Below are 22873 nucleotides of genomic sequence, written 5' to 3' on the forward strand. Positions count from 1 at the left end.
TAGAAATAGGAGGTTGAATATGGAAACAGATTACAATAAAGACTGCTGCATTACTAATGACAGAAATTGGTTTAGATACCGTGCTGCAGCAATTATTGTTGAAGATGATTGCATCCTAATGGCAAGCAATGATGTATCTCACTATTACTACTCAGTAGGGGGCGGTGTTCACTTAGGTGAAACGGCAGAAGAATGTGTTGTAAGAGAAGTTTTAGAGGAAACTGGTGTAAACTATGAAATAGACCGATTAGCCTTTATACACGAGAACTTTTTTAACGGGGATGGAATAACTGCAGGCTTAAAATGTCACGAGGTGGCTTTCTATTTTTTGATGAAATCAAAGGGCTCACAGTTATTAAACAGCGATAGCATTTGTGCAGAGGGCAGAGAATACATGAATTGGATACCAATTAAAGAATTGAAAAATCACACCATCTATCCAACTTTTTTTGTAGAAAAATTAATAAATATGCCACACCAAATTGAACATATTGTGATAAAAGAGATATAGATAATTAACACACAAAATGAGCATAATGTTTAGCTGGGATATCTTGCATTCCTCTCATACTGTGTTACAGAGGTAATTAATTGTGAAACATAGATAAAAAAGTTTTAAAATAAACTTGACCCTTACCTTGGAGGAGGGCTTATGATTTATTTGAGGTGAAGAATTATGTTATACACGGTCAAAGAAGTTGCAGAATTAACAGGAGTTACTATAAAAGCACTACATTATTACCACAAAATTGGTTTATTACAGCCCTGTGAGATAACAGATGCCGGTTACCGTCTCTATGGGGGAAAAGAACTTGAGCGTTTGCAGCAGATATTATTCTATCGTGAACTTGATTTTTCCCTCAACGATATCAAAAAAGCACTTGAGGATGAACCGAATCGATTAGTATGCTTGACTAAACAACAGGAACTGCTCATTGCGCGCAAGCAGAGACTTGATTGTTTAATAAAGACTATTGGAGATTCTATTATCCTCTCCAAGAAAGGAGTAATTATGGATAAATCAGCGATGTTTAATGGTTTTAACAAAGAGGAATGGAAAAATGCACTTTCGGAACAGAGTGAATATCTTAAGGATAAATATGGATATGATATGCCAGAAGTAGAGGATACTCAAGTTGATAATTTAAATGAACAAGCAACAGAAGCAAAACAGTTTATTATTAGTGTATCAGATGCCCTAAAAGATGGCTGGAAAGCGAACGATGAGAGGCTTCAGCAGATATTGAAAAATCATATTACGTTTTTAAATAACCATGGACATAATACCGATGCAAAATCATTCGCGGCTCAAGCAAAGTTCTTTTTAGAGGATGATTTCCACAGGAATATGCTTGAAAATCAGCAACTAGGTCTTTCCTACTACCTTTGTATAACTGCAGATATATATGCAACTTCAAATTAATAGAGGTTGCTTGTAATATTTCTGCAAAAAATATTATATACAGAGGCAAGTATAGTGCTTGCCTCTGTTGGTTTAAACATTAAATGTGATTAAGCAAATATAAAAACCTTTGGAATTTAGTATTAACGCAGTTAATCTGTCGCATTATTCTTATAGGACACAATAAAGGCAACCCATCAAGGCTGCCTTTATAACTTCCATATTATTGCTCAGCATAGGATATTTCCAATTTTAATTTAGTCATATCCAATCCAATTTACACAAATCTGTGGATGTTCTCTTACTTCTTACTTCTTACTTCTTACTTCTTACCTTTTAGCTCTTACCTAATTTGTTCTTTATTCTTTAATCTTTGTTATTTGGATAAAATCTTTGTTATTTATTATAGTGTGACCGTTTGGCCAATATTAATTATTTTTATAGTGCCATCATTTATTTTACTTAATATATTTTCAGTTTCATAATCTTCATCTTGTGCTAATATAAAGGTTTTATAATGCACAGGAATCATAATTCTGCTTTTCATCATTTTAAACATTTCAAAACTCTGCATGGGAGTGCAGTGCATTTTTTCATATTCTACAGGCTTATAGCAGCCTACAGGCATTATAGCTGCATCAACAGAAATATTTTTATAAGCATCAGTAAATGCTGTATCACCAGCGTATAACACACTTTTATCATTACATTTAATTAAATAAGAATTGCTGCAGGTATTTTTACCAATATAATATCTTCTTCCATCATGAAGTGCCTTAATACATGTGATTGAAACATCTTCATTGGAATATGTTTCACCATGTCTTAATGGAATTACCTTTGCAAAGCCAATTAGTTTAAATAACCTGCTGTATTGAGGTGGTACAATTACAGTTGAATTCTTATCCAGTTTCAGCAAGGTATTAATATCAAGGTGATCCATGTGTCCGTGTGAAATTAATATATAATTGGTATTTAAGTTGTTTAAACAGGTGGATGGTTTAACCATACGTTTGATATATCCCAGATAATTACTTAATACTGGATCTGTAACTATTATATTGTTATATAAATTTATAACTGTAGTTGAATGTCCCACCCAGTGAACTGAGTTTTCCATAATTGTATCATGTTCAGGAAATTCAGCTGGTTTGAAATACAATTTAAAATTTCTGCTGCTAAGGTGATACATGTAATTCATTACTTTTATAAGATGAGGTATTTTCATTTTAATTATCTCCATTAGATTTAAATTTGTTTTTTATATCTAAAGCAATTTGATTAATCTTCATTTCAGTAAATTGCGGGAAAGCATTTGTAAGCCTTGAATATCTGCATTTAATCTTTTTCAATATATTTTCATATCGGTCTTTTACCTGGTGAAATATATACTCCTGAGAGCTTAATTTATTATCCTTAAAGTCTTTTAGATGTTCTAAGGCAAACTTTGATTCAATATAAACATTGTTTAACTGACTAAGCAGATTATTTAAGTTGGTTAGAGATTTTAATGTAAAAAGAAAATCAATAATTATTACAATAAATATAATTTGTAAGATTATATAGCCCGTATTTGTGGATATAATGTTTGATACATTTATTATAATTGGATGAATATATTTCATGAAAATAACTGATCCAATTCCCCAAAGTATTGAAAAGGTAATGCAGATCCTACCCTTTATATTTAAAAAATCATGGCTGTAATCCCACCAGGTAGTTTTAAAAGCAGTTTCAAGAATGTATCCTGTGAAGTACTCCAGGGCAGAGGCAGCTACTGTTGCAAATAAAAACAATGAAAATATATTATTTTTAATTGGATTTGAAAATACTATTAATATTAATGCGCCAAATCCATATACTGGACAAAGAGGTCCAAATAGAAATCCTCTATTAATAAATTTCTTATTTTTTATACTTGCATATATTGTTTCCAATGCCCATCCTAAAAAAGAATAAACAATCCAATAGAAAAATAAGTTGTAGAAATCAGCTCTAAACAAGGTTAAATATTTCAAGTAAATACCCCCCGGCATTTTATATTTGTAAAATTATAGTTATTATACAATTATACATTATGTTGTTATAAAAAGAATTATATATTATAATCAAATTGCACACAAGAAATAAATATACATAATGTAAAAACAGCATTTCATTTTGCGAAGGGTCCTGAAAAAATGAATGATAGAAGTAAAATAGTATTTATAGGAGATAGTATTACTTTTGGGTATGGGGTGTGTAAAGAAAGAAGATGGACAAATTTACTGAATTTAAATTCAGACATTGAAATAATCAATAAAGGGGTAAATGGTGATACTACAGCTGGTATTTTATCAAGATCTTATAAGGATATAATCAGTAATTATCCTAACTATACAGTAATATTGGCAGGTACTAATGATTTGCTTTTAGGTAGAAGTTTAAACAGCATAGAGGATAATATACAGCTGCTTATAAAAGAATTAACTGAACATAATATTACCTCAATTCCTGCAACACCTATTCCAATATGTTCTTCAATGGCAGATACTATGTGGGCAGAACATCTAGATTATAAACAGATAAATGAAGAGATTTATAATTACAGAAGCTTTCTTATAGAATATGCACATGAAAATAAAATGGAAGTTATAGATTTCTTTCCTATAATTAAAGATGCAGCTGAAAATAATAAAAACTCATTTATATATATAGATGGAATTCATCCAACTGAATATGGGCATAAACTTATGGCTCAATGTGCACTGAAAAAATTAAAATGTATTATCAAATGAAAGGAAGAAAATAGTATATGTATGAAATAAACGTTTTAGAGGATAAATATAAAATATATGAAATAAGGGATAATGACTCAGACTCATGGGTTAAAATTGCCCCTGAAAGGGGAGGCATAATAATTGGATATGGCGTGGAAGGAGTAGAAAAACTGTATCTGGATAAAGATACTTTTTATGATGAAAATGCTAATATAAGAGGAGGAATTCCAATACTTTTTCCTATATGCGGCAAATTAGAAAATGGCAGATATTCATTGGAAGGAAATGAATATGCCATGAAAAACCACGGTATTGCAAGAACAAGAAACTGGCAGGTTATAGATAAACATGTGGATAAAAATAGTGCTTTCATAAAAATTCAGTTAGACAGTGATGATATAACAATGAAAAGTTACCCTTTTGATTTCCAGGTTATATTTACATATACATTGGAAAATAAATGCTTAAAGATCAATCAGCAGTATTTTAATAAATCTAACAAACAGATGCCGGTTTATGTAGGATTTCATCCATATTTTAAGGCTGATAATAAAAATATTAAATTTAATACTGATGCTACAAAATACTTAGATGAAAACGATGGAAAAATAAAATGCTATAATGGAAAATTAAGCTTATATGGCTTGGTGGATTCTCCAATATTTTTAGACAGTAAACAAAATAACATAAGCTTTGCACCTATTAATAATGGTAAAAACATATTTTTAGAATATAGTAAGGAATTTAAATATATAGTGTTATGGTCTGTAGAGGGAAAGGATTTTGTATGTGTGGAACCATGGACGGCACTTGGTAATTCTATGAATACTAAAAATGATCTTTATTATATAAAACCAATGGATAGTTTAGAACTGTTTTTTAATATTAAGGCATTTTAAGCTTATAAAGATTTAAACTAATGGAGGTAAAAGTTATGAGCAATGAAAAAGGATATATTCAGGTATATACAGGAAATGGCAAGGGAAAGACAACTGCAGCTTTGGGGTTATCTGTAAGAGCTGTATGCTCAGGAAAAAAAGTTTTTTTTGGTCAGTTTGTAAAGGGCATGAAATACAGCGAACTGGAGGCTGTTAAATTCCTGCCAAATTTTAAAATGCAGCAGTTTGGAAGAAACACTTTTATATTTGATAAACCAACAAAGGCAGACATAGATGCTGCAAACAGTGGACTTAAGACAATTGAGCAGATCTTAATTTCCGGTGAATATGATGTAGTTATTATGGATGAAGTAAATATAGCTATTTTCTTCGAATTATTTTCTGATGAAGATGTAATTAAAGTGTTAAATAAAAAGGCTGATAATGTTGAAGTAATTTTAACTGGAAGATATGCTACAGATAGAATTATTGACAGAGCAGATTTAGTTACTGAAATGAAGGAAATAAAACATTATTATACACAGGGAGTACAGGCAAGAAAGGGAATTGAAAGTTAAATATTTTAAAGGAAGGCATACGAAATAAATTCAATATGCTTTCCTTATCTTTTTTATTAATATTACCACTAATAAAACTGCAACAGATGCAAGGGCAATAGTTCCTCCTGGTGCACTGTTAATATAATATGAGGAAAAAAGACCTGTCATAATAGCAATAAATCCAAATATAATAGAAAAAATAAATGTTGTATTAAAACCTTTATGAAGCTGCAGCGCAGCAGCTACAGGCATTGCAATCATTGATGATACAACCAGGATACCCATAATTCTTATGGAAACAGATACTGTGGTACCAACCAGCAATGCAAAAATATAATTGATAAGTTTAATTTTTATTCCTGAAACCTTAGCACCATCTTCATCAAAGGTGACATAAATCAGCTTATTATATAATAAAGCCAGAACAATTAATGAAATAACGCCTAATACAAGCACAGTTACTAAATCATTTTTAGTAACAGTAAGAATGCTTCCAAAAAGAAAAGAATTAATATTAGCATTTGTTTTGCCGCTGCTTATAAGAGTAATGGCAATACCAATGGAAAGCGTCATAATTATAACTAAAATAAGTTCAGCATATTTTTTAAAATAATCCCTTAAAAATTCAATAAGTAAAGCACAAAGAGAAGTAAAAATAAAGGCAGTTATTATGGGATTATATCCAAAAACAAGTCCTATTGCCACTCCTGCAAAAGAAGCATGAGAAAGTGTGTCTCCCATCATAGAATATCTTTTCAAAACTAAAAATGCTCCAACTGCCGGGCATAAAATAGAAATAATTAATCCAGCAATGAGGGCATTTTGCATAAAGCTGTATTCAAACATTTGCAACCTCCAAAAAACGACTGTATTCATCTACCGTATAAACATTGGCTTTCCCATTTTTAATAACACATATTTTAGTTGAATTATTAAGTGCAGCATTTAAGTTATGTTCTACAGAAATAACTGTTATTCCAAAATGAACATTTAAGTGCTTTATATAGCTGTATATTTCATCCTGACTTGCAATATCAATTCCAGTAGATGGTTCATCTAAAATAAGCAGCTTTGGATTTCCTAAAAGAGCTCTTGCAATAAATATCTTTTGAATCTGTCCACCTGACATATCACCCATTAAAGAATATTTATAATTAAGCATACCTATATCGTCTAAAGCCTTATCTATACATTTCATATCTTTTATCTTTAAAGATTTTAAATGAATTTTTAACATTTCATATACTGTAATTGGAAACTGCGTATTAAAGTTTTCAACTCTTTGAGCAACATATCCAATTTTATCTGTGTTAATTTTAATGCTTCCTGAGATAGGTTTAAGCAATGACAGTATAAGTTTAATAAGAGTACTTTTTGCACTGCCGTTTTCCCCTAAAATGGATACATACTCTCCTTCATTAATATGTAAATTTAAATTATTCAGTATATAGGGCTTTTTTCCTGTGTAAGAAAATATTAGGTTGTTAATTTGTAACATTATTAACTAATTACCTCCAGTTGTTTATAACAAAGAATATCTGTAAATTAATTATACATCTAAATGCGAACTATTTGCAACAAGTAAAATTATTATTATAATCATAAAAAAATGTGATGAAATTCAAGCTCCATCACATTTTATAAAAATTTATCTATCTGGTAAATCTGTAAGAGACTTTAATTCATATCCTGATGACTTCCAGTACTTCAATATACTGTCTAATATATTTGTATTGGTTTTTGATACAGCATGCAAAAGTACAATGGATCCATTATGAGTTCTCTGCATTATTACCTTTTTTGCATAATCTTCACTGGGTTGTTTCTTTATATCCCAATCACCATATGCAAAGCTCCAGAATATTGATTTATATCCAAGTTCCTTAGTATAGGCTAAGGACAATTCACTGTATTTTCCCATAGGGGGTCTGAAGAATTTAACCATTTTTTTACCTGTAACCTCTTCGAAAGCTTTTTCATTAACAGCAAATTCATTTACAAATTTTGATTTATCCTTTTTTGCAACAGCAGCCATTGAAGGATGATGTGTCGAGTGATTGCATACAAGGTGTCCTTCATTAACCATTCTTTTTATCAAATCTTTGTTGGAATTAATATAAGGTGTAGTTACGAAAAATGCTGCTTTAACATTATTTTCTTTTAATATATCCAATATCTTGGAAGTATAGCCATTTTCATAGCCTTCATCAAAGGTTAAATACATATATTTTTTTGATGTATCTCCCAGATAATACGCAGAATATTTATTAATTAAATCTAAGACTTCCTTTGGCTCTCCGGAAGGTGTGCCGTCATTTCTTGGCTGAAAAAACCAGTCAAGCTCCTTAGTATCCATGGAGGAAGTATTGTCTTTTATGGAGTTGTTTTCTTCTGCTTTTTTAACAGGAGGAGCAGTATTATTATCCTTATCAATTTCCAAAGGAGCAGTAATATTAGTAGAAGTGTTTATACTTTTAGGGGACCCTGAACAAGCTGATAAAATTAAGGTAAATATAATAAGTGGTAAAATTAATTTCTTAATCATTATTTATCCCTCCAATTACGATTCTTTTAACATAAAAACTGCAGTTGAATTAAAAAACTCATATGATATAATTTTACTTGTTTATAATAGTATTATACGATGGAGAGCTAACATATGGATGAATTTTTTATAGAAAAAGTGGACGAATTATATAAAATAATAGTTGAACCTATAGATAGTATGTACAAATTTACAGCAATTAATAATTATAAATATATGTTAAAGATTGATGACACATCCTCATTTGGAGCGCAATACCTTAAAAGGGTGTGCAAGGAAAAGTCAAAAGGCGCCATTTATACACCAAAAGAAATTTCAGAATTTATTGTGAAAAACACAATTTGTGAAGAAGATATAGTAAATAACCCATTTATTAAGATAGTAGATCCAGCTTGCGGAACGGGGAATTTATTAAAGGAATGCTACAAATACCTAAAATACATATACATTAAAAACTTAAATGAAATCAACAGCAGGTGGAATTTAAACTTAAATGATTTAAACATTAATCAGCATATTCTAAAAAATAACTTATATGGCTTTGATATAGACAAAACAGCATTAAAAATATTAGTTATAGATTTTTTTAGTATAACTGGAGTTGAAGCTGAATATAATTTTACTGAAAAAGATTTCATCATTGATAACATTGATGAAAAGTTTGATATTTATATTGGTAATCCACCATATATAGGACATAAGGCATTGGACAGAAATTACTCATTAATTTTAAAGAAAAAATATAGAAATATTTTTAAAGACAAGGGTGACATTTCCTATTGCTTTTTTCAATGTGCTATTAATAACATGACCCATAATGGAAAGCTTGGCTTTATTGTTTCCAGATATTTTTTGGAATCACCCAGCGGAGAGGGATTGAGAAAGGTATTAAAGGATTTTTGTACAATATATAAAATAGTTGACTTTTATGGCATAAGACCTTTTAAGAATACTGGCATTGATCCAGTTATTATTTTTTTAAAAAACAATATAAACCATAAATCTAAAATTAATATTATAAAGCCTTTAAATAACAAAGAAAAAAATAAAGGAAGCTTTTATAAATCTGTATTTTTAAATAATGGTGATGATTTCAGCCAGTTTTATATTGATAAAGCATATTTAAACAGTAATGGCTGGATATTAAGAAATGAGCAGGAAAGAAATATAATAAAGAAAATAGAAACAAAAAGTTTTACTAATCTTGATAAAATATGCAGCAGTCATCAGGGAATTATTACTGGATGTGATAAGGCCTTTATTGTCGATAACAGTACAATTGAAAATGAGAAACTGGAAAAGGATTTAATAAGGCCCTGGATAAAGAGCAGCAATATAAAAAAGAATGGGGTTACCTTTGAAAATAAATATTTAATAGATACTGATTTAATTAAAGATATTAGTGAGTACCCCCATGTTTATAAGCACATTATGCCATATAAAGAAAGACTGCTTAATAGAAGAGAATGTTCAAAGGGCAAAAGGGAATGGTATAGGCTGCAGTGGGGAAGAACATCAGATATATTTGAAGGAGAGAAAATTGTTTTTCCGTATAAATCCAGCAGTAACAGATTTGCATTAGATAAAGGAAATTACTTCAGTGCTGACGTGTATTGTCTTATCCTAAAAGAAGCAGTACCTTTTACATATAAATATCTTCTGGGTATTTTAAATAGTAAGATATATGAATTTTATTTTAAGACTTATGGCAAAAAGTTAGGAATGGATTTATATGAGTACTATCCCAATAATCTTATTAAGTTATGCATTCCAACTATGGATATAATAGATGACTACACCAAAATAAATTCTTCAGATTTTGATAATATATTATATAAATATTTTGACTTTACTAAAGAGGAAATAGAAATAATAGAATATCATTAATGAAATCATGGTTGTTAAACCCATGATTTTTCCATATATTGAAACAAAATGTAAACATTATTTCAAAAAAATGAAATAAATATGTTGACAATATCTATGGAATGGTTTACTATTGAATTGAGCAAACGATTGCACAACAAATTAACAACCTAATTAAAGACGGGGGGATTAATATGAAAAATGTTAAAAGAATAGTAGCTTTAGCTTGTACTGTTGCATTGTCAACAGGTTTGTTAGCTGGCTGCGGAAGTACAACGGACACATCTGATAAAGCAAAAACTAATACAAAGGTAGAATTAACATTCTGGGATCAGGACGATGCCAATGCTCAAAAGATACTTGACGGACTTATTAAAGATTTCCAGACTAAAAATCCAAACATAACAGTTAAGAGAACTCATTATGAAACAGAAGATTTAAGAAAGAACTTTACTTCAGCTGCTGTAAGCGGTAAAGGACCAGACGTAATTTTAGGACCAAATGATAACCTGGGTGTATTTGTTCCAGGAAATTTAGTACAACCAGCTACAGACATAATGGGAGAAGATTTCTTTAAGACATTAGATCCAAATTCATTAAAAGCAGCTCAATATGATGGAAAACAGTATATGATTCCAGACAGAAACGGAAATGAAATATTATTGACATATAATAAGAAACTGGTTCCTGAAGCACCAAAGACATTTGAAGATCTTGAGAAAACAGGATTACAGTTAAAGCAGGAGGGAAAAGTTGAATATGGTTTAGTATTTAACGAAGTAGAACCATTCTTCTCAATTCCATACTTAAAAGCATTTGGTGGAGAAGTATTTGATAATGCCAATTCATCAAGTCCAAAAGCAACTTTAAATACAAAGTCTGTAACAGACTGGATGACATTCATGAAGAAAATACATGATGAAGGATTAATACCAAGAGAAGCAGATGGAACTGTTGCAACAAATTTATTCAAACAAGGAAAAGCTGCTTTTATAATTGATGGACCATGGGGATTTGCAGATTATAAAAAGGCTAATGTAGATTTTGGTATAGCAGCTATTCCAAGCATTAATGGAGTTAACCCTGCCCCATACTCAGCAGTTAAGGGCTATGTAATTTCAGCTTCAGTTAAAGATCAGGCTAAGAAAGATGCAGTCAAGAAATTCTTAGAATTTGTTAACACCAAGGATGCTCAGTTAAAGATGGTTGATGCTCATCAGCAGTTACCTACTAACTTAGATGCTATGAAGGATTCAAAAGTAACTGGCAACCCATTAATAAGCGGACAAAAAGATCCACTTGCAAAGGCTATTCCAATGCCAATAGTTCCACAAATGAGAGCTATTTGGGATGCAGCTAAACCTGTACAGCAGGAAGTACTTTCAGGAAAAACCACACCAGCAGATGCAGGTGCTAAGATGCAGAAGAAAGCCGAAGAAGGAATTAAAGCTTTAGGTTTATAAAATTAATAAATTGGAATTTGGTTATTATGGGGGAGTTCTTCCCCCTTTTTTAGAAAGGAGATTAAAATGGAATCAGTAGCAAAACGTAAAAAGAAAAGCAAAAATGAACGAAGTTATAACTTAGCACAGACAAAATGGACACCAGTTTGGTTTCTGTTACCTGCAATTATTGTTATTGCTGCAGTTGTCCTGTATCCGCTTATTTATGAATTCAAAATGTCTTTTGAAAATGTTACCATTGTAAATTTAAAAAGCGGTAAATGGCCATTTGTAGGTTTAAGCAACTACAAACAGATACTTACAGATACTTTATTTTATTCCACCTTGCTAAGAACAGTGATTTGGACTGTTGTTAATGTGGTATGTCATGTAACTATAGGATTATTCCTAGCGGTATTATTAAATAGAAAATTACCTGGTAAATCCATAATAAGGATATTATTAATTCTACCTTGGGCAATACCTCAGTATATTGCAGCATTAACCTGGAAGGGAATGTTCAATGTAGAGTATGGTGCAGTTAACATAATTTTAACTAAATTATTTGGAAGCGGAGCAGCTATTCCATGGCTGTCAAATCCAAAATGGTCTTTTGTGGCATCCATAATTACAAACATCTGGTTAGGTATACCATTTATGATGATGATTGCTTTGGGAGGACTTCAAAGCATACCTCAGGAATTATATGAAGCTGCCGATATGGATGGTGCCACAGGATGGCAGAAATTTAAAAGTATTATTCTTCCTCTGTTAAAACCTATAATGACGCCTGCTATTGTGCTTGGAACAGTATGGACATTTAACCAGGTTAACGTTATATATATCATCACCTCCGGAGCAGCATCTGAAGATGCTCAGATTCTTGTAACACTTGTATATAAAAAGGCTTTCGAGTATATGAGATATGGTTATGCAGCAGCATTCTCAGTTATTATATTCTTAATTCTTTTATCATTTAGCTCAGCATTTATTAAAGCACAGAAGCTTGAGAATTAGGAGGGGTAAAAATGAAGATAAGTGAAAGATTTGATTTTAAAGATAAACCTTCTAAAATCATATTAATATATATAATTTTAATATTTTTCTGTATTTTGGCTGTGTTCCCAATTTTAAATACTCTCTCAATTGCCTTAAGACCAGCAGATGCAGTTTATGTTAAAACAATTAATCCAATTCCACATGGAGCCACTTTTGCAAATTTCAGAGATGCATTTGCAAAATATGATCTAGTAAGATGGATGTCAAACAGCTTAATAGTATCTATTTTAACTACTGTAATAGCAGTTGCATTATCCATTGGTGCAGGCTATGCATTTTCAAGATTTGATTTCTTTGGTAAGGATGTAGGAATGACAATGCTTCTGGTAACTCAGATGTTCCCAGCACCAATGATGCTTTTACCATTATATATAATGCTTACAAAAGCAGGCTTGTCAAACAATATTTTAGGGCTGGCTATAGTATATGTTTCCACTGCTATTCCATTTAATATATGGATGATGAAAGGATATTTTGATACCATTCCAAAGTCCCTGGAGGAAAGTGCTTATGTTGATGGAGCAGGTATTTTTAAATCTTTTTATAAAATAATACTTCCGCTGGCTACACCAGCAATAGCATTAACTGCATTATTTGCATTTATGGGTGCATGGTCAGAATATATTGTTGCAAGGGTTATACTTACAGATAATTCTTTGTTAACACTGCCAATAGGACTTGTAAATATGCAGGGACAATTTTCTACAGATTGGGGAATTTACTCAGCAGCTGCTCTTATGACTGCAGTACCTGTTATGATATTATTTGTATGCTTGTCTAAATATTTAGTTGGCGGATTAACACTTGGAAGTGTTAAAGAATAATACTACAGTTAAGAGTTAAGAGCTCATAGAACTAAGAGCTAAGAACTAAGAGATAATAGTTAATAGTAAAGGGTTTTGACCATGGCCAAAACCCTTTATTATTTTTTTATATTATTTTTCTGGAGTGAAAAAACATAAATGTTTTTACTAAGATGTTTACTAAAATGCCAATGAATAAAGTATATAGCCAAAATGTCATTATTTTAGATTCATTACTATATGATGTACTTGCCCAAAATACAATAAATAGTATCCCTAGAATTAGTATTGTTAATAAGTCAATTAACAAAATTGTTTTTATTTTTTTATCTTTGCTTGTGCTTATGTATAATATTGAACTTACTATTAATATGATTAGACATATTATTGGATACACCATCTTAATCCCCCCTAAATTAGTTATTAATGATTTCCAGTTAACTATTTATTGCATCTAAATATGTTTTACAGCGCTTCTGAAGCTCAGCATGAGTTCCCATATCTATAATTCTTCCATTAGCAATAACAATTACATAGTCTGTCCACAAAATCATATCTGGTTTGTGAGATACAACTATGCGTGTTTTGTTTTTTAGCTTTTTTAGATTTTCTATAATATTTCTTTCAGTGATATTATCAAGGGCTGAAGAAATTTCATCTAAAAGGATGATTTTACTTGAGCTTATAAAACAGCGGGCTATACCAACACGTTGTTTCTGACCGCCGGATAAATTTGAGCCTCGCTCTTTCAGCTGAGTATATGAACCATTTGGCAGCTCACAAATAAAATTTAATAAATCGCTCATAGCTAATGAGCTTGTAAATAGTTCATCGGTTACACTTTTGCCTAATACTATATTGTCATATATGGAAGAGTTATATATAAAGGTATCTTGAAATGCGCAGGTTATTAGTCTGCAGCGATCTTCATTTCTCATATCACTAATATCCATATCACCTATTTTAACTTTACCCTTAGTTGGTACATATAATCCAAGCAATAATTTTAAAAGGGTAGTTTTACCTGGGCCGCTTTGTCCAATAATTGCAACTGAACTTCCAAATGGAATCTTAAAATTTATATCCTCCAATATATTTTTAGTTTTATCAAAAGCAAAATTAACATTAGAAACCTCTATATCATAAGTGCTGCTGCCACATAACAAATTCCCATTATAAGCTTTATCAGAGTATGCATTTTTCATAATTTCATTATATCTTTCAATAACTACCTCAAGGTTTTTAAATACTATTATCTGATTAAATACTTCCATAACACCATTAAATACCGTACCCGAATATAATATCATTGCTGTTATATCACCAGGGTTTAATTCATGTGAAAGAGTTTTGTTAATAGCTAGTACCAGGATCACTGAAACCACCACTATGCCAAAAAAACTTAAAAGCCAAAATACAGCTGAACTTAGAAAATTGGACTTTATTCTTGCGTTTTTCCATTGGTTTTCTAAATCATCATATTTACCTAAAATCCATTTACTGCAATTATATACTTTGATTTCTTTAAAGCTTGACACAATCTCCTGTATAAAATCCTTAACAAAACCAGACTTTTCGGCTTCCTTTTTTGAGAGAGCTTTTTTCTTAGAGGATATTATTTTTGTGAGAATAGCCATACAAGGAATTAATGGTATAAAGGCTAAGGTAATTTCAGCATCAATCTTAAATAAAAAGTAAAAGGTGAATATTAATGTGGTTAATGACTTGCCAAGCCATGTAATTATATTTATAATTGCTGATACTAATTGACTTATAGCTTCAAATATTCTGGAAACAAATTGAGTTGATTGAATCTTTTCGAACTCCGCCATATCCATTTTAATAGTCTCATCCACAGATTTAACTCTAAGTTCACACTCTAAATTACTTGAAATATACTCCTGAAGATATTTCCCTAAAATGGTTATGGATAAGCTTATTATTCTAATAAAAACATACATAAGAATCACTTTTTTTACAGAATTAATACTTTCTTCTGTACTCAATAAGTTTATTATATCCCCTAATAATTTAGTGGGATATACACTTAAAAATGATCCTAAAACAAAAATCAAAAGTAACCACATAAATAAATTTATATTTTTCTTTAATGAACTCTTGAATAGTGGGGAAGAGTTAATAATTTTTATTATTCTCATAGTTTTCTCCTGTATTTTCCTATAAATATTGTAAACATTAAAACTTTATATGGAATTTTTTCTACTTTTTTACTTAATTAAAGTATAATTTCACTTTTGTGTTTTGTCTAGTATAATATTTCATCAGTTATCAACATTTTTTTATTTACTTTATTGTTTCTCTGTAAAGAAACTACCTTAACCCTTAGTTCTTACCTCTTAGCTCATCAACTCATAACTTTAAATTGAATACAAGCTCATAACTTTCAACTTTAAATTTCCAATTGAATAAGTTTTGTATAAAAAAATATAAATTGGGTAAAATAAAAAGGAGGGAATATATGGTATATGTAGAATTATAAGTAATATACCTTTATATTTAAGTGAAAGCGGGGGAAAAGGATGTATTTACAATTTGAGAATAGTTCTGACAAGCTTATAGTTTATATGATGGGAGAACTAGACCATCACAGTGCTGAAGAGGTTAGAAACAAAATAGATGACAGACTGGATAGGAATGGAATAAAGAATCTTATTCTGGATTTTAGCGGTGTAAGCTTTATGGATAGTTCTGGAATAGGTGTGGTTATCGGGAGATATAAAAAGATAAATTCTAATGGGGGAAAATTTTGTATTACTAATGTAGGTGACGGCGTGAAAAGAGTATTTGAGTTATCCGGTATGTTTAAGATTATTAAATTGTATGATAGTGTTAAAGATGCCATAGATAAAATTTAGTGGGGGGATAAAAATGTACGATAACATGATGAAATTAGAGTTTATGAGCAAATCTCAAAATGAAGGATTTGCAAGAGTTGCTGTGGCTGCATTTGTTTCGCAGCTTGATCCGACAATAGAGGAACTTACTGATGTTAAGACAGCAGTTTCCGAGGCTGTTACAAACTGTATAATTCATGGATATGGAAATGATGAAAAAGGTATAGTTAAAATTGAAGCATTTATAGAAAATAATGAAACAACAATTATTATTGAAGACAATGGTGTGGGAATAGAGAATGTGGAGGTTGCCAGACAGCCTTTATATACTTCCAGACCGGATCTTGAAAGGTCTGGAATGGGTTTTACTGTGATGGAAACTTTTATGGATAATCTTATTATAGAATCTGAAAAGGGAAAAGGAACTAAAATCACAATGAAAAAGATTTTTAAGTCCTTAAGTTAGGTGAAAAATATGAGGGAAGAAGCTGTAAAAAAAGATGTTTATAACTATGATGAAAATATTAAATTAATATTTTCTGCACAAAATGGTGATAAACATGCACTTAATAGGCTGGTTGAAGTTAATTTGCCCTTAGTGTCAGCAATAAGTAAAAAATTTCTTAACAGAGGTTATGAATATGAGGACATATTTCAGATAGGATCTATGGGATTAATCAAGGCAATTAATAATTTTAATTCAGAATTTAATGTAAAGTTTTCAACTTATGCTGTACCAATGATTATGGGTGAAATTAAAAGATTTCTAAGGGACGATGGTATGATAAAGGTAAGCAGAAGTATTAAAAACACAGCTAAAAAGCTTCATTATGATAGGGAGCAGCTTACCAAAGAATTAAATAGAGAACCAACAATAGAAGAGCTGTCAGGTTTTTCTGGAATATCAGCTGAGGACATTGTATTTGCATCGGAATCCATAAATAATCTTCAGTATCTATATGACACTATACATCAGGATGACGGTGCTCCTGTGCTACTTATAGATAAGTTAAGCGAAAACACTGAAGAAAGCGGGGACATGATAGACAAACTAGCCTTAAAAGAGGTATTAAATAATCTTGATGGAAAATCAAGAAAAATAATAATGCTGAGATATTTTAAAGACAAAACCCAGGTTCAGGTAGCAAAAATGCTTGGAATAAGTCAGGTGCAGGTATCAAGAATAGAAAAAAAAGTGCTTAAGACAATGAAACAAAAATTAGAGGGATAGAGTACTCAAAATGATGTACTCTGTTTTTTTGTTTAAAAAATAAAATTATGTATACACTATATTTAGAAAATAAAAAGAGGTGGGTTAATGGATAGCGATGAGTACAAGATAAAAAAGAAATTTAAGAAAATTTCAAAGGAAGCAGAGCCAAAAACAAAAACAGTAAAAAATTGCTTTAATGCTTTTATAGTTGGGGGCCTCATTTGTGATATAGGGCAGTTTTTCAATAATATTTATTTAAATTTCGGTGTACCAAAAGATGATGTTGGCACATATGTGTCTATTACCATGGTATTTTTAGGGGCACTTTTAACAGGAATGGGAATCTATGATAAAATTGCAGATTTTGCAGGAGCAGGTACAGTAGTACCCATAACAGGGTTTTCCAATTCAATAGTATCACCAGCCATGGAATTTAAAAAAGAAGGATTTGTATTTGGAGTTGGTGCAAAAATGTTTACTATAGCCGGTCCTGTACTTGTATATGGAATAAGCTCATCAGTAGTTGTAGGAATAATTTATTTTTTAATTACTAAATTATAAAGCAAGCTTGTATATTGATCAGTTAAGGATGTGAAAATATGAATAAAAGAGTAGGAAAACAAACTTTAAGGCTTGACAGTAATCCTAAGATTATAGCCACTTCAAGTATTGTTGGTCCAAAGGAAGGAGACGGACCATTAAAAAATTATTTTGACACTATATTGCAGGATGATTTAAATGGTAAAGATTCCTTTGAGAAAGCAGAAAGCAATATGCTTTATAATGCAGTTAAAGATAGTATAAATAAAGCTAATTTAAAGGAAAGTGATATTGATTTTTTACTGGCAGGAGATTTACTCAACCAGATTGCTTCCTCCAGCTTTGCTGCAAGAGATATGGATATTCCCTTTATAGGATTGTATGGTGCCTGTTCAACCATGACAGAATCATTAAGTATAGCATCCATACTAATGGATGGAGGCTTTGCTAATTATGTTATAGCTGCAACATCATCTCATTTTTCTTCAGCAGAGAGACAGTTTAGATTTCCATTAGAATTTGGAAGCCAGAGAACGCCTTCAGCACAATGGACTGTAACTGGAGCAGGTGCTATGCTTCTAGGGAAACAAGGTAACTTTCCAGGTATAACATATGTTACCATTGGCAAGGTAAAGGATTATGGCGTAACTGATGCAAATAATATGGGAGGTGCAATGGCTCCAGCTGCAGTGGATACTATTTTAGCTCATTTTCATGATACTGGAAGATCACCTTCGGATTATGATTTAATTGCATCTGGAGATCTAGGCAAGGTTGGCAGGGAAATTACACAAAAACTGCTTATGGAAAAGGGCATAGATGTTTCAAAAGTTTATATAGATTGCGGTGAAGAAATATTTGATAATGAAAGGCAGGGAACAAATTCCGGGGGAAGCGGATGCGGATGCTCTGCAGCAGTTGATTGCGGATATATTTATAAAAATATGTTAAATGGTAAATTTAAAAAGGTGCTATTGATTTCTACTGGCGCACTACTTAGTACCATATCATCATTACAGGGAGAAAGTATACCAGGAATTGCTCATGCAGTAAGTATTGAATTTTAAATTAATAACACAAGGAGATGCTTATTTATGACAGATTACATTATGTCATTTATTGTTGGAGGAATAATATGCGTTATTGCACAAATACTTATGGATAAAACAAAATTTACTCCTGCAAGGATATTAGTAAACTTTGTAACAATTGGAGTATTCCTTGGAGCTTTGAACATATATGATGTGGTGGTAAAGTACGGTAAGGCTGGTGCTACAGTACCACTTCCGGGGTTTGGGTACACCCTTGCAAAAGCTGCAATAAAGGAGGTAAACAGTAAAGGAATAATGGGTGCCTTTACTGGTGGTATAAAAGGAGCTGCCGGAGGGATTACTGCAGCTATAATATTTGGTTATTTAATGGCTATCTTATTTAACCCTAAAACCAAGAAATAAAATAAACCAAAATGCATTGTACATTTTGGCTTATTTTTGCATATTATTTTTTCTTATTATTTATAACACCTGTGGCATCACCAGTGTTATTGCCGTTATTTTGATCTCCAGGAGGATTCACCGGATGGTCAACTGGAGGGTTCACCGGAGGATTTCCAGGAGTTGTACCTGGTGAAGTTTCACCGGTTTTAGCTGGTGGCGCAGGCACTTCTGGTAATGCTGACACTGTATCATCAGTTAAGGATGGCACTACATACTGCTGATCAGAAACTGGATGAATTGGTGTATAATCACGCTTTATAAATACTCTGGATTCAATTAAACCCGATGGTGTTGCTTCAGTAGCAAGTTTACCATTTAGTTTATTTACCTTTGCTTCCACATGTATATCACATAATGAAGTTGGGACTGTACCAGCTATAAACATTTCTGAAATATCCTGTGATCCCCTAGGATCTCTGGCACATAAATCTGTAGGAACTTTTCCTGATTCTTTACATATGGTTGCAGTAACAATTCCATTAGGCATTGCTACATCTTTTGGACTTAAGTCCTTGTGTGCAGATTTCATAATTTTACCCCATATGTCTGCAGCATAGGAACTTGTAATTCCAGTGTCAGAATAGTCATCATTACCTATCCACACTGCAGCTGAATAATAAGGAGTTAATCCACAGAACCATAAATTTTTTGAATCAGTAGATGTACCGGTTTTTCCTCTTACAGGCATAGTTCCAAAGTTTGCACCTGGACCTGTTCCTCCAGGACTAACTGGACCTTTTAATAAATCATAAACTAAATATGCAGCCTGAGGGGATATTACTGATTTTGTCTGAGGCTTGCTCTCAAGAATAACTTTACCGCTTTTATCAACAACCTTTGTATACATTCTTGCATAAGTATAAGTACCGTTATTACCGAAAACACCATATGCCTGAGCCATTGTTAAAGGATTTGTACCTTTGTATTCGCCATTATCCAACTGTCCTAAAGCAATGGCTGATATACTTCCTTCATCTGTTTTATCAATTTGAAGGCCATATTTTTTACCATATTCTACTCCAGTATTAATGCCGATTTCATTTTCCAGTTTTAAAGCATATATATTTACTGATCTCATTATAGCTTCTCTCATGGTTATATAACCAGTAAAGCCTGCTGGGCTGTTTTGGGGGTCATAGTTTGCACCATTATTCATTTTTCGTCCAAGTTCAGGAGTCAATGGGGCATCGTCCAATACAGTGCCAGGAGTAGCCTTTTTTGAATCCAATGCAGGGCTGTAAACTGTAAGAGGCTTAATGCTTGAACCTGGTGCCCTCAGGAAATCATTAGAAGCAGCTCTGTTATATGAACGGGCAGGCTGCTGACCCCTTCCACCTATAATTGCCTTTACTTCACCTGTATGATAATCCATAATTACAGCAGCTGCCTGAGGCTGCACTAGGTTGTTCTTGTTTGTTCTGGTTACAATATTATCTATGGTTGACTGGGTACTATTTTGAATATCCATATCCATTGCTGTGTTAATCTTTAAACCGCCGTACATTAATAATTTGTCTATTTCACTATCTGTATAGTGGTATTGACTTTTTAAATCATTTTTAACCTGGTTTATTGCGGGAATTGAATACCATTCATAATTTAATCTGTTTTTATTTAATGAAGTAATGGACAATCCCAGCTTATTATTTATTAAATCATTAATACATTGATCATACTGCTGTTTTGAGATGTTGCCATTTTCATACATCTTATGTAAAACAGTTTTGGTCCTGTTAACGTAATAAATAGAAGAAGTATTCTTATGTGCTGCCATATCGTCAGCATTCTTTTTTGATACCGCAGATGAATAGAATGAAGAAGGACTTTGAGCAACTCCGGCAATGAAAGCGCATTGTAATAAATTTAAGTCTTTTGCACTTTTATTGAAATATTGATTTGCTGCTGACTCAACTCCATATGCATTTCCACCAACATTAATAGTATTCATATAAGCTTCTAAAATCTGATCTTTGGATAAATGCTTCTCCAATTGTACTGCGAGATACATTTCCTGAAGCTTTCTTTTAATTGTCACTTCATTTGAAAGCACAGTATTTTTTAATAACTGCTGTGTAATAGTAGAAGCACCCTGAACACCAGTCTGTTTTGTTATCTTATTTTTTATATCTATATAAATAACTCCAGTAATACGCTTTATGTCTATTCCGTTATGTTTATAGAATCTTTCATCTTCTATGGATACAAATGCATTTTTTAAATCCTGAGGCATATCCTTATAAGGAATTACAGTTCTGTTTTGATCTGTAGAAACTATATCCATAAACTTTCCATTTGCAGCATAAAGTACAGAAGGTTCATTTAGGGATAATATCTGGTTTACATCAAGCGGCGGAGCTGTTTTAATAATTGCCAGACCAATTCCAACGCCTGCTACAGCACAAAATGATATTAAAATAATAATGATAACTAAAAATATCTTTAAAAATCTAAAACGATGTTTTTTCTTTCTGGTTTTAGCTTTAGCCATTATCTTTCCTCCTTGACACAAAAAAATTGTCAACTTTAAAATATTATATCATATTATCTTTTATATATAAAATAAATTGATAATGCCAATACTTAGCAAAGAATGTATCATGTAATAATACAATACTTATAAATAATATTGTACCATTAATTACCATAATATACATTAATATTATGGCATTTTATTATTTTATTTTACGAATAGTCATATAAATAATATATAACAATATGAGGAAGTGATATTTTATTTCATATAATAAATTAAAATACAAAAAAAGCAAGGCTAATAAAATAGGTTTTGGATTAAAGCTGCTATTATTATTTTTTTTAATTATAATAGTGTTTAATATTTTCATCTATGCCTTTGATAAAATTATTATATCAAATGTGTTAGATGTAGCAGAAAAAGAGGCAAAAGGAAAAGTAAACAACATAGTAAATAATGTAATTTTAAAAGAGTATTCTAAGCAGTTCAATTATGATGAAATAATTAAAGTTGAAAAGGACAATGAGGGGAATATAAATTTATTAAAAGCTGATACATTAAAAATGAATAAAATTGCCTGCGATGTATCTTTGGATGCAGGAGAAGAAATAAGAAAGATGGGATCAATGGGAGTAAAGATACCAATAGGGTACATTTCAAAAAACAATATTCTGGCACAATACGGCCCTAAGATTACAATGAAAGTTCAGCCTGTGGGATATACTGAAACCAAATATTTATCAAAGTTTGAAAGTGCAGGGATAAACCAATGCAGACACAAGATTTATGTGCAGGTTAAGACTAATATAAGAATATTTCTGCCCTTTAGGAATAGAGATATAGAAGTGATAAATGAAGTCCCAATTTCAGAAACCATTATTGTAGGAAAGGTGCCTCAGACTGCAATACAATTTGGTGAAGATAGTAATGGATTTAAGTTAAAAAATTAATGCTGATAACTTAAAAATAAGTTATCAGCAAT

Annotated in this window: 23 protein-coding genes; 16 read left to right on the plus strand and 7 right to left on the minus strand. The window is 31.3% G+C overall.

Features of this window, described 5'->3' with window-relative positions:
• The first annotated feature begins 19 nt into the window (after positions 1 to 19).
• Together EQM05_RS03905 and EQM05_RS03910 are read left to right on the plus strand one after the other, a co-directional pair.
• Entirely contained in the window at positions 20 to 511 is a 492-nt protein-coding gene (locus tag EQM05_RS03905) for an NUDIX hydrolase (RefSeq protein WP_128748827.1), read from the plus strand.
• 165 nt (positions 512 to 676) lie between these two features.
• On the plus strand, positions 677 to 1423 hold the full coding sequence (locus EQM05_RS03910; RefSeq protein ID WP_128748828.1) for a MerR family transcriptional regulator: 747 nt from the start codon (positions 677 to 679) through the stop codon (positions 1421 to 1423).
• Between the two features lie 382 nt (positions 1424 to 1805).
• Here the strand turns inward: EQM05_RS03910 and EQM05_RS03915 are convergent, their stop codons facing one another.
• Together EQM05_RS03915 and EQM05_RS03920 are read right to left on the minus strand one after the other, a co-directional pair.
• Positions 1806 to 2630 (minus strand): MBL fold metallo-hydrolase, encoded by an 825-nt coding sequence (locus EQM05_RS03915; RefSeq protein ID WP_128748829.1) that lies wholly within the window; start codon positions 2628 to 2630, stop codon positions 1806 to 1808.
• Between the two features lies 1 nt (position 2631).
• Positions 2632 to 3420 (minus strand): putative ABC transporter permease, encoded by a 789-nt coding sequence (locus EQM05_RS03920; RefSeq protein ID WP_164917185.1) that lies wholly within the window; start codon positions 3418 to 3420, stop codon positions 2632 to 2634.
• A 162-nt stretch (positions 3421 to 3582) separates the two neighbouring features.
• On the opposite strand from EQM05_RS03920, the gene EQM05_RS03925 reads away from it, so the two are divergent.
• From EQM05_RS03925 to cobO, 3 genes are read left to right on the plus strand one after another with little or no spacing between them, the layout of a single operon-like run.
• A complete protein-coding gene (locus EQM05_RS03925) occupies positions 3583 to 4179 on the plus strand; it encodes a GDSL-type esterase/lipase family protein (protein ID WP_128748831.1) in 597 nt (198 codons plus the stop codon).
• 17 nt (positions 4180 to 4196) lie between these two features.
• Positions 4197 to 5060, plus strand: a complete 864-nt coding sequence (locus EQM05_RS03930) for an aldose epimerase (protein ID WP_128748832.1) — start codon at positions 4197 to 4199, stop codon at positions 5058 to 5060.
• A gap of 35 nt (positions 5061 to 5095) precedes the next feature.
• Positions 5096 to 5617, plus strand: coding sequence for a cob(I)yrinic acid a,c-diamide adenosyltransferase (gene cobO, locus EQM05_RS03935; protein WP_128748833.1), 522 nt, complete (start codon positions 5096 to 5098; stop codon positions 5615 to 5617).
• 30 nt (positions 5618 to 5647) lie between these two features.
• On the opposite strand, the gene EQM05_RS03940 is transcribed toward cobO, so the two are convergent.
• The 3 genes from EQM05_RS03940 to pdaA all read right to left on the minus strand — a co-directional run bounded on the left by EQM05_RS03940 (position 5648) and on the right by pdaA (position 8144).
• Positions 5648 to 6445, minus strand: coding sequence for a metal ABC transporter permease (locus tag EQM05_RS03940; protein WP_128748834.1), 798 nt, complete (start codon positions 6443 to 6445; stop codon positions 5648 to 5650).
• Positions 6438 to 7097 carry a metal ABC transporter ATP-binding protein gene (locus EQM05_RS03945; RefSeq protein ID WP_128748835.1) on the minus strand — a complete coding sequence of 220 codons (660 nt, stop codon included), beginning with the start codon at positions 7095 to 7097 and terminating at the stop codon, positions 6438 to 6440. The genes EQM05_RS03940 and EQM05_RS03945 overlap by 8 nt, the downstream gene beginning before the upstream one ends.
• Before the next feature lie 150 nt (positions 7098 to 7247).
• Positions 7248 to 8144, minus strand: a complete 897-nt coding sequence (gene pdaA / locus EQM05_RS03950) for a delta-lactam-biosynthetic de-N-acetylase (protein WP_128748836.1) — start codon at positions 8142 to 8144, stop codon at positions 7248 to 7250.
• 114 nt (positions 8145 to 8258) lie between these two features.
• Here pdaA and EQM05_RS03955 point away from each other — a divergent pair, with 114 nt between their 5' ends.
• The 4 genes from EQM05_RS03955 (at position 8259) to EQM05_RS03970 (ending at position 13335) form a co-directional block, all read left to right on the plus strand.
• Complete coding sequence (locus EQM05_RS03955) at positions 8259 to 10031, plus strand: N-6 DNA methylase (RefSeq protein ID WP_128748837.1); 1773 nt, start codon at positions 8259 to 8261, stop codon at positions 10029 to 10031.
• Positions 10032 to 10204: 173 nt separating this feature from the next.
• Positions 10205 to 11473: a maltose ABC transporter substrate-binding protein gene (locus tag EQM05_RS03960; RefSeq protein ID WP_128748838.1), complete on the plus strand. Its 1269-nt coding sequence runs from the start codon at positions 10205 to 10207 to the stop codon at positions 11471 to 11473.
• A gap of 66 nt (positions 11474 to 11539) precedes the next feature.
• Entirely contained in the window at positions 11540 to 12469 is a 930-nt protein-coding gene (locus EQM05_RS03965) for a sugar ABC transporter permease (RefSeq protein ID WP_128748839.1), read from the plus strand.
• A gap of 11 nt (positions 12470 to 12480) precedes the next feature.
• Positions 12481 to 13335, plus strand: a complete 855-nt coding sequence (locus tag EQM05_RS03970) for a sugar ABC transporter permease (RefSeq protein ID WP_128748840.1) — start codon at positions 12481 to 12483, stop codon at positions 13333 to 13335.
• Positions 13336 to 13751: 416 nt separating this feature from the next.
• Here EQM05_RS03970 and EQM05_RS03975 read toward each other — a convergent pair whose 3' ends face one another.
• Positions 13752 to 15473, minus strand: coding sequence for an ABC transporter ATP-binding protein (locus EQM05_RS03975; protein WP_128748841.1), 1722 nt, complete (start codon positions 15471 to 15473; stop codon positions 13752 to 13754).
• Between the two features lie 381 nt (positions 15474 to 15854).
• On the opposite strand from EQM05_RS03975, the gene spoIIAA reads away from it, so the two are divergent.
• From spoIIAA to spoVAE, 6 genes are all read left to right on the plus strand, one after another.
• Positions 15855 to 16190 carry an anti-sigma F factor antagonist gene (spoIIAA, locus tag EQM05_RS03980; RefSeq protein WP_128748842.1) on the plus strand — a complete coding sequence of 112 codons (336 nt, stop codon included), beginning with the start codon at positions 15855 to 15857 and terminating at the stop codon, positions 16188 to 16190.
• Positions 16191 to 16203: 13 nt separating this feature from the next.
• Positions 16204 to 16635: an anti-sigma F factor gene (spoIIAB, locus tag EQM05_RS03985; protein ID WP_128748843.1), complete on the plus strand. Its 432-nt coding sequence runs from the start codon at positions 16204 to 16206 to the stop codon at positions 16633 to 16635.
• A gap of 9 nt (positions 16636 to 16644) precedes the next feature.
• Entirely contained in the window at positions 16645 to 17400 is a 756-nt protein-coding gene (gene sigF / locus EQM05_RS03990) for an RNA polymerase sporulation sigma factor SigF (protein ID WP_128751024.1), read from the plus strand.
• 87 nt (positions 17401 to 17487) lie between these two features.
• On the plus strand, positions 17488 to 17943 hold the full coding sequence (gene spoVAC / locus EQM05_RS03995) for a stage V sporulation protein AC (protein WP_128748844.1): 456 nt from the start codon (positions 17488 to 17490) through the stop codon (positions 17941 to 17943).
• Positions 17944 to 17981: 38 nt separating this feature from the next.
• Entirely contained in the window at positions 17982 to 18989 is a 1008-nt protein-coding gene (gene spoVAD / locus EQM05_RS04000) for a stage V sporulation protein AD (RefSeq protein ID WP_128748845.1), read from the plus strand.
• Between the two features lie 27 nt (positions 18990 to 19016).
• Positions 19017 to 19376, plus strand: coding sequence for a stage V sporulation protein AE (gene spoVAE, locus EQM05_RS04005; protein ID WP_128748846.1), 360 nt, complete (start codon positions 19017 to 19019; stop codon positions 19374 to 19376).
• A gap of 43 nt (positions 19377 to 19419) precedes the next feature.
• On the opposite strand, the gene EQM05_RS04010 is transcribed toward spoVAE, so the two are convergent.
• The gene (locus EQM05_RS04010; protein ID WP_128748847.1) at positions 19420 to 21906 is read right to left on the minus strand and encodes a PBP1A family penicillin-binding protein; all 2487 of its coding nucleotides are present in this window, start codon (positions 21904 to 21906) and stop codon (positions 19420 to 19422) included.
• Between the two features lie 290 nt (positions 21907 to 22196).
• Here EQM05_RS04010 and yunB point away from each other — a divergent pair, with 290 nt between their 5' ends.
• Entirely contained in the window at positions 22197 to 22841 is a 645-nt protein-coding gene (yunB, locus tag EQM05_RS04015) for a sporulation protein YunB (RefSeq protein WP_128748848.1), read from the plus strand.
• The last annotated feature ends 32 nt before the right edge of the window (positions 22842 to 22873 follow it).

This window comes from Clostridium sp. JN-9 (assembly GCF_004103695.1).
Lineage (GTDB): Bacteria > Bacillota > Clostridia > Clostridiales > Clostridiaceae > JN-9.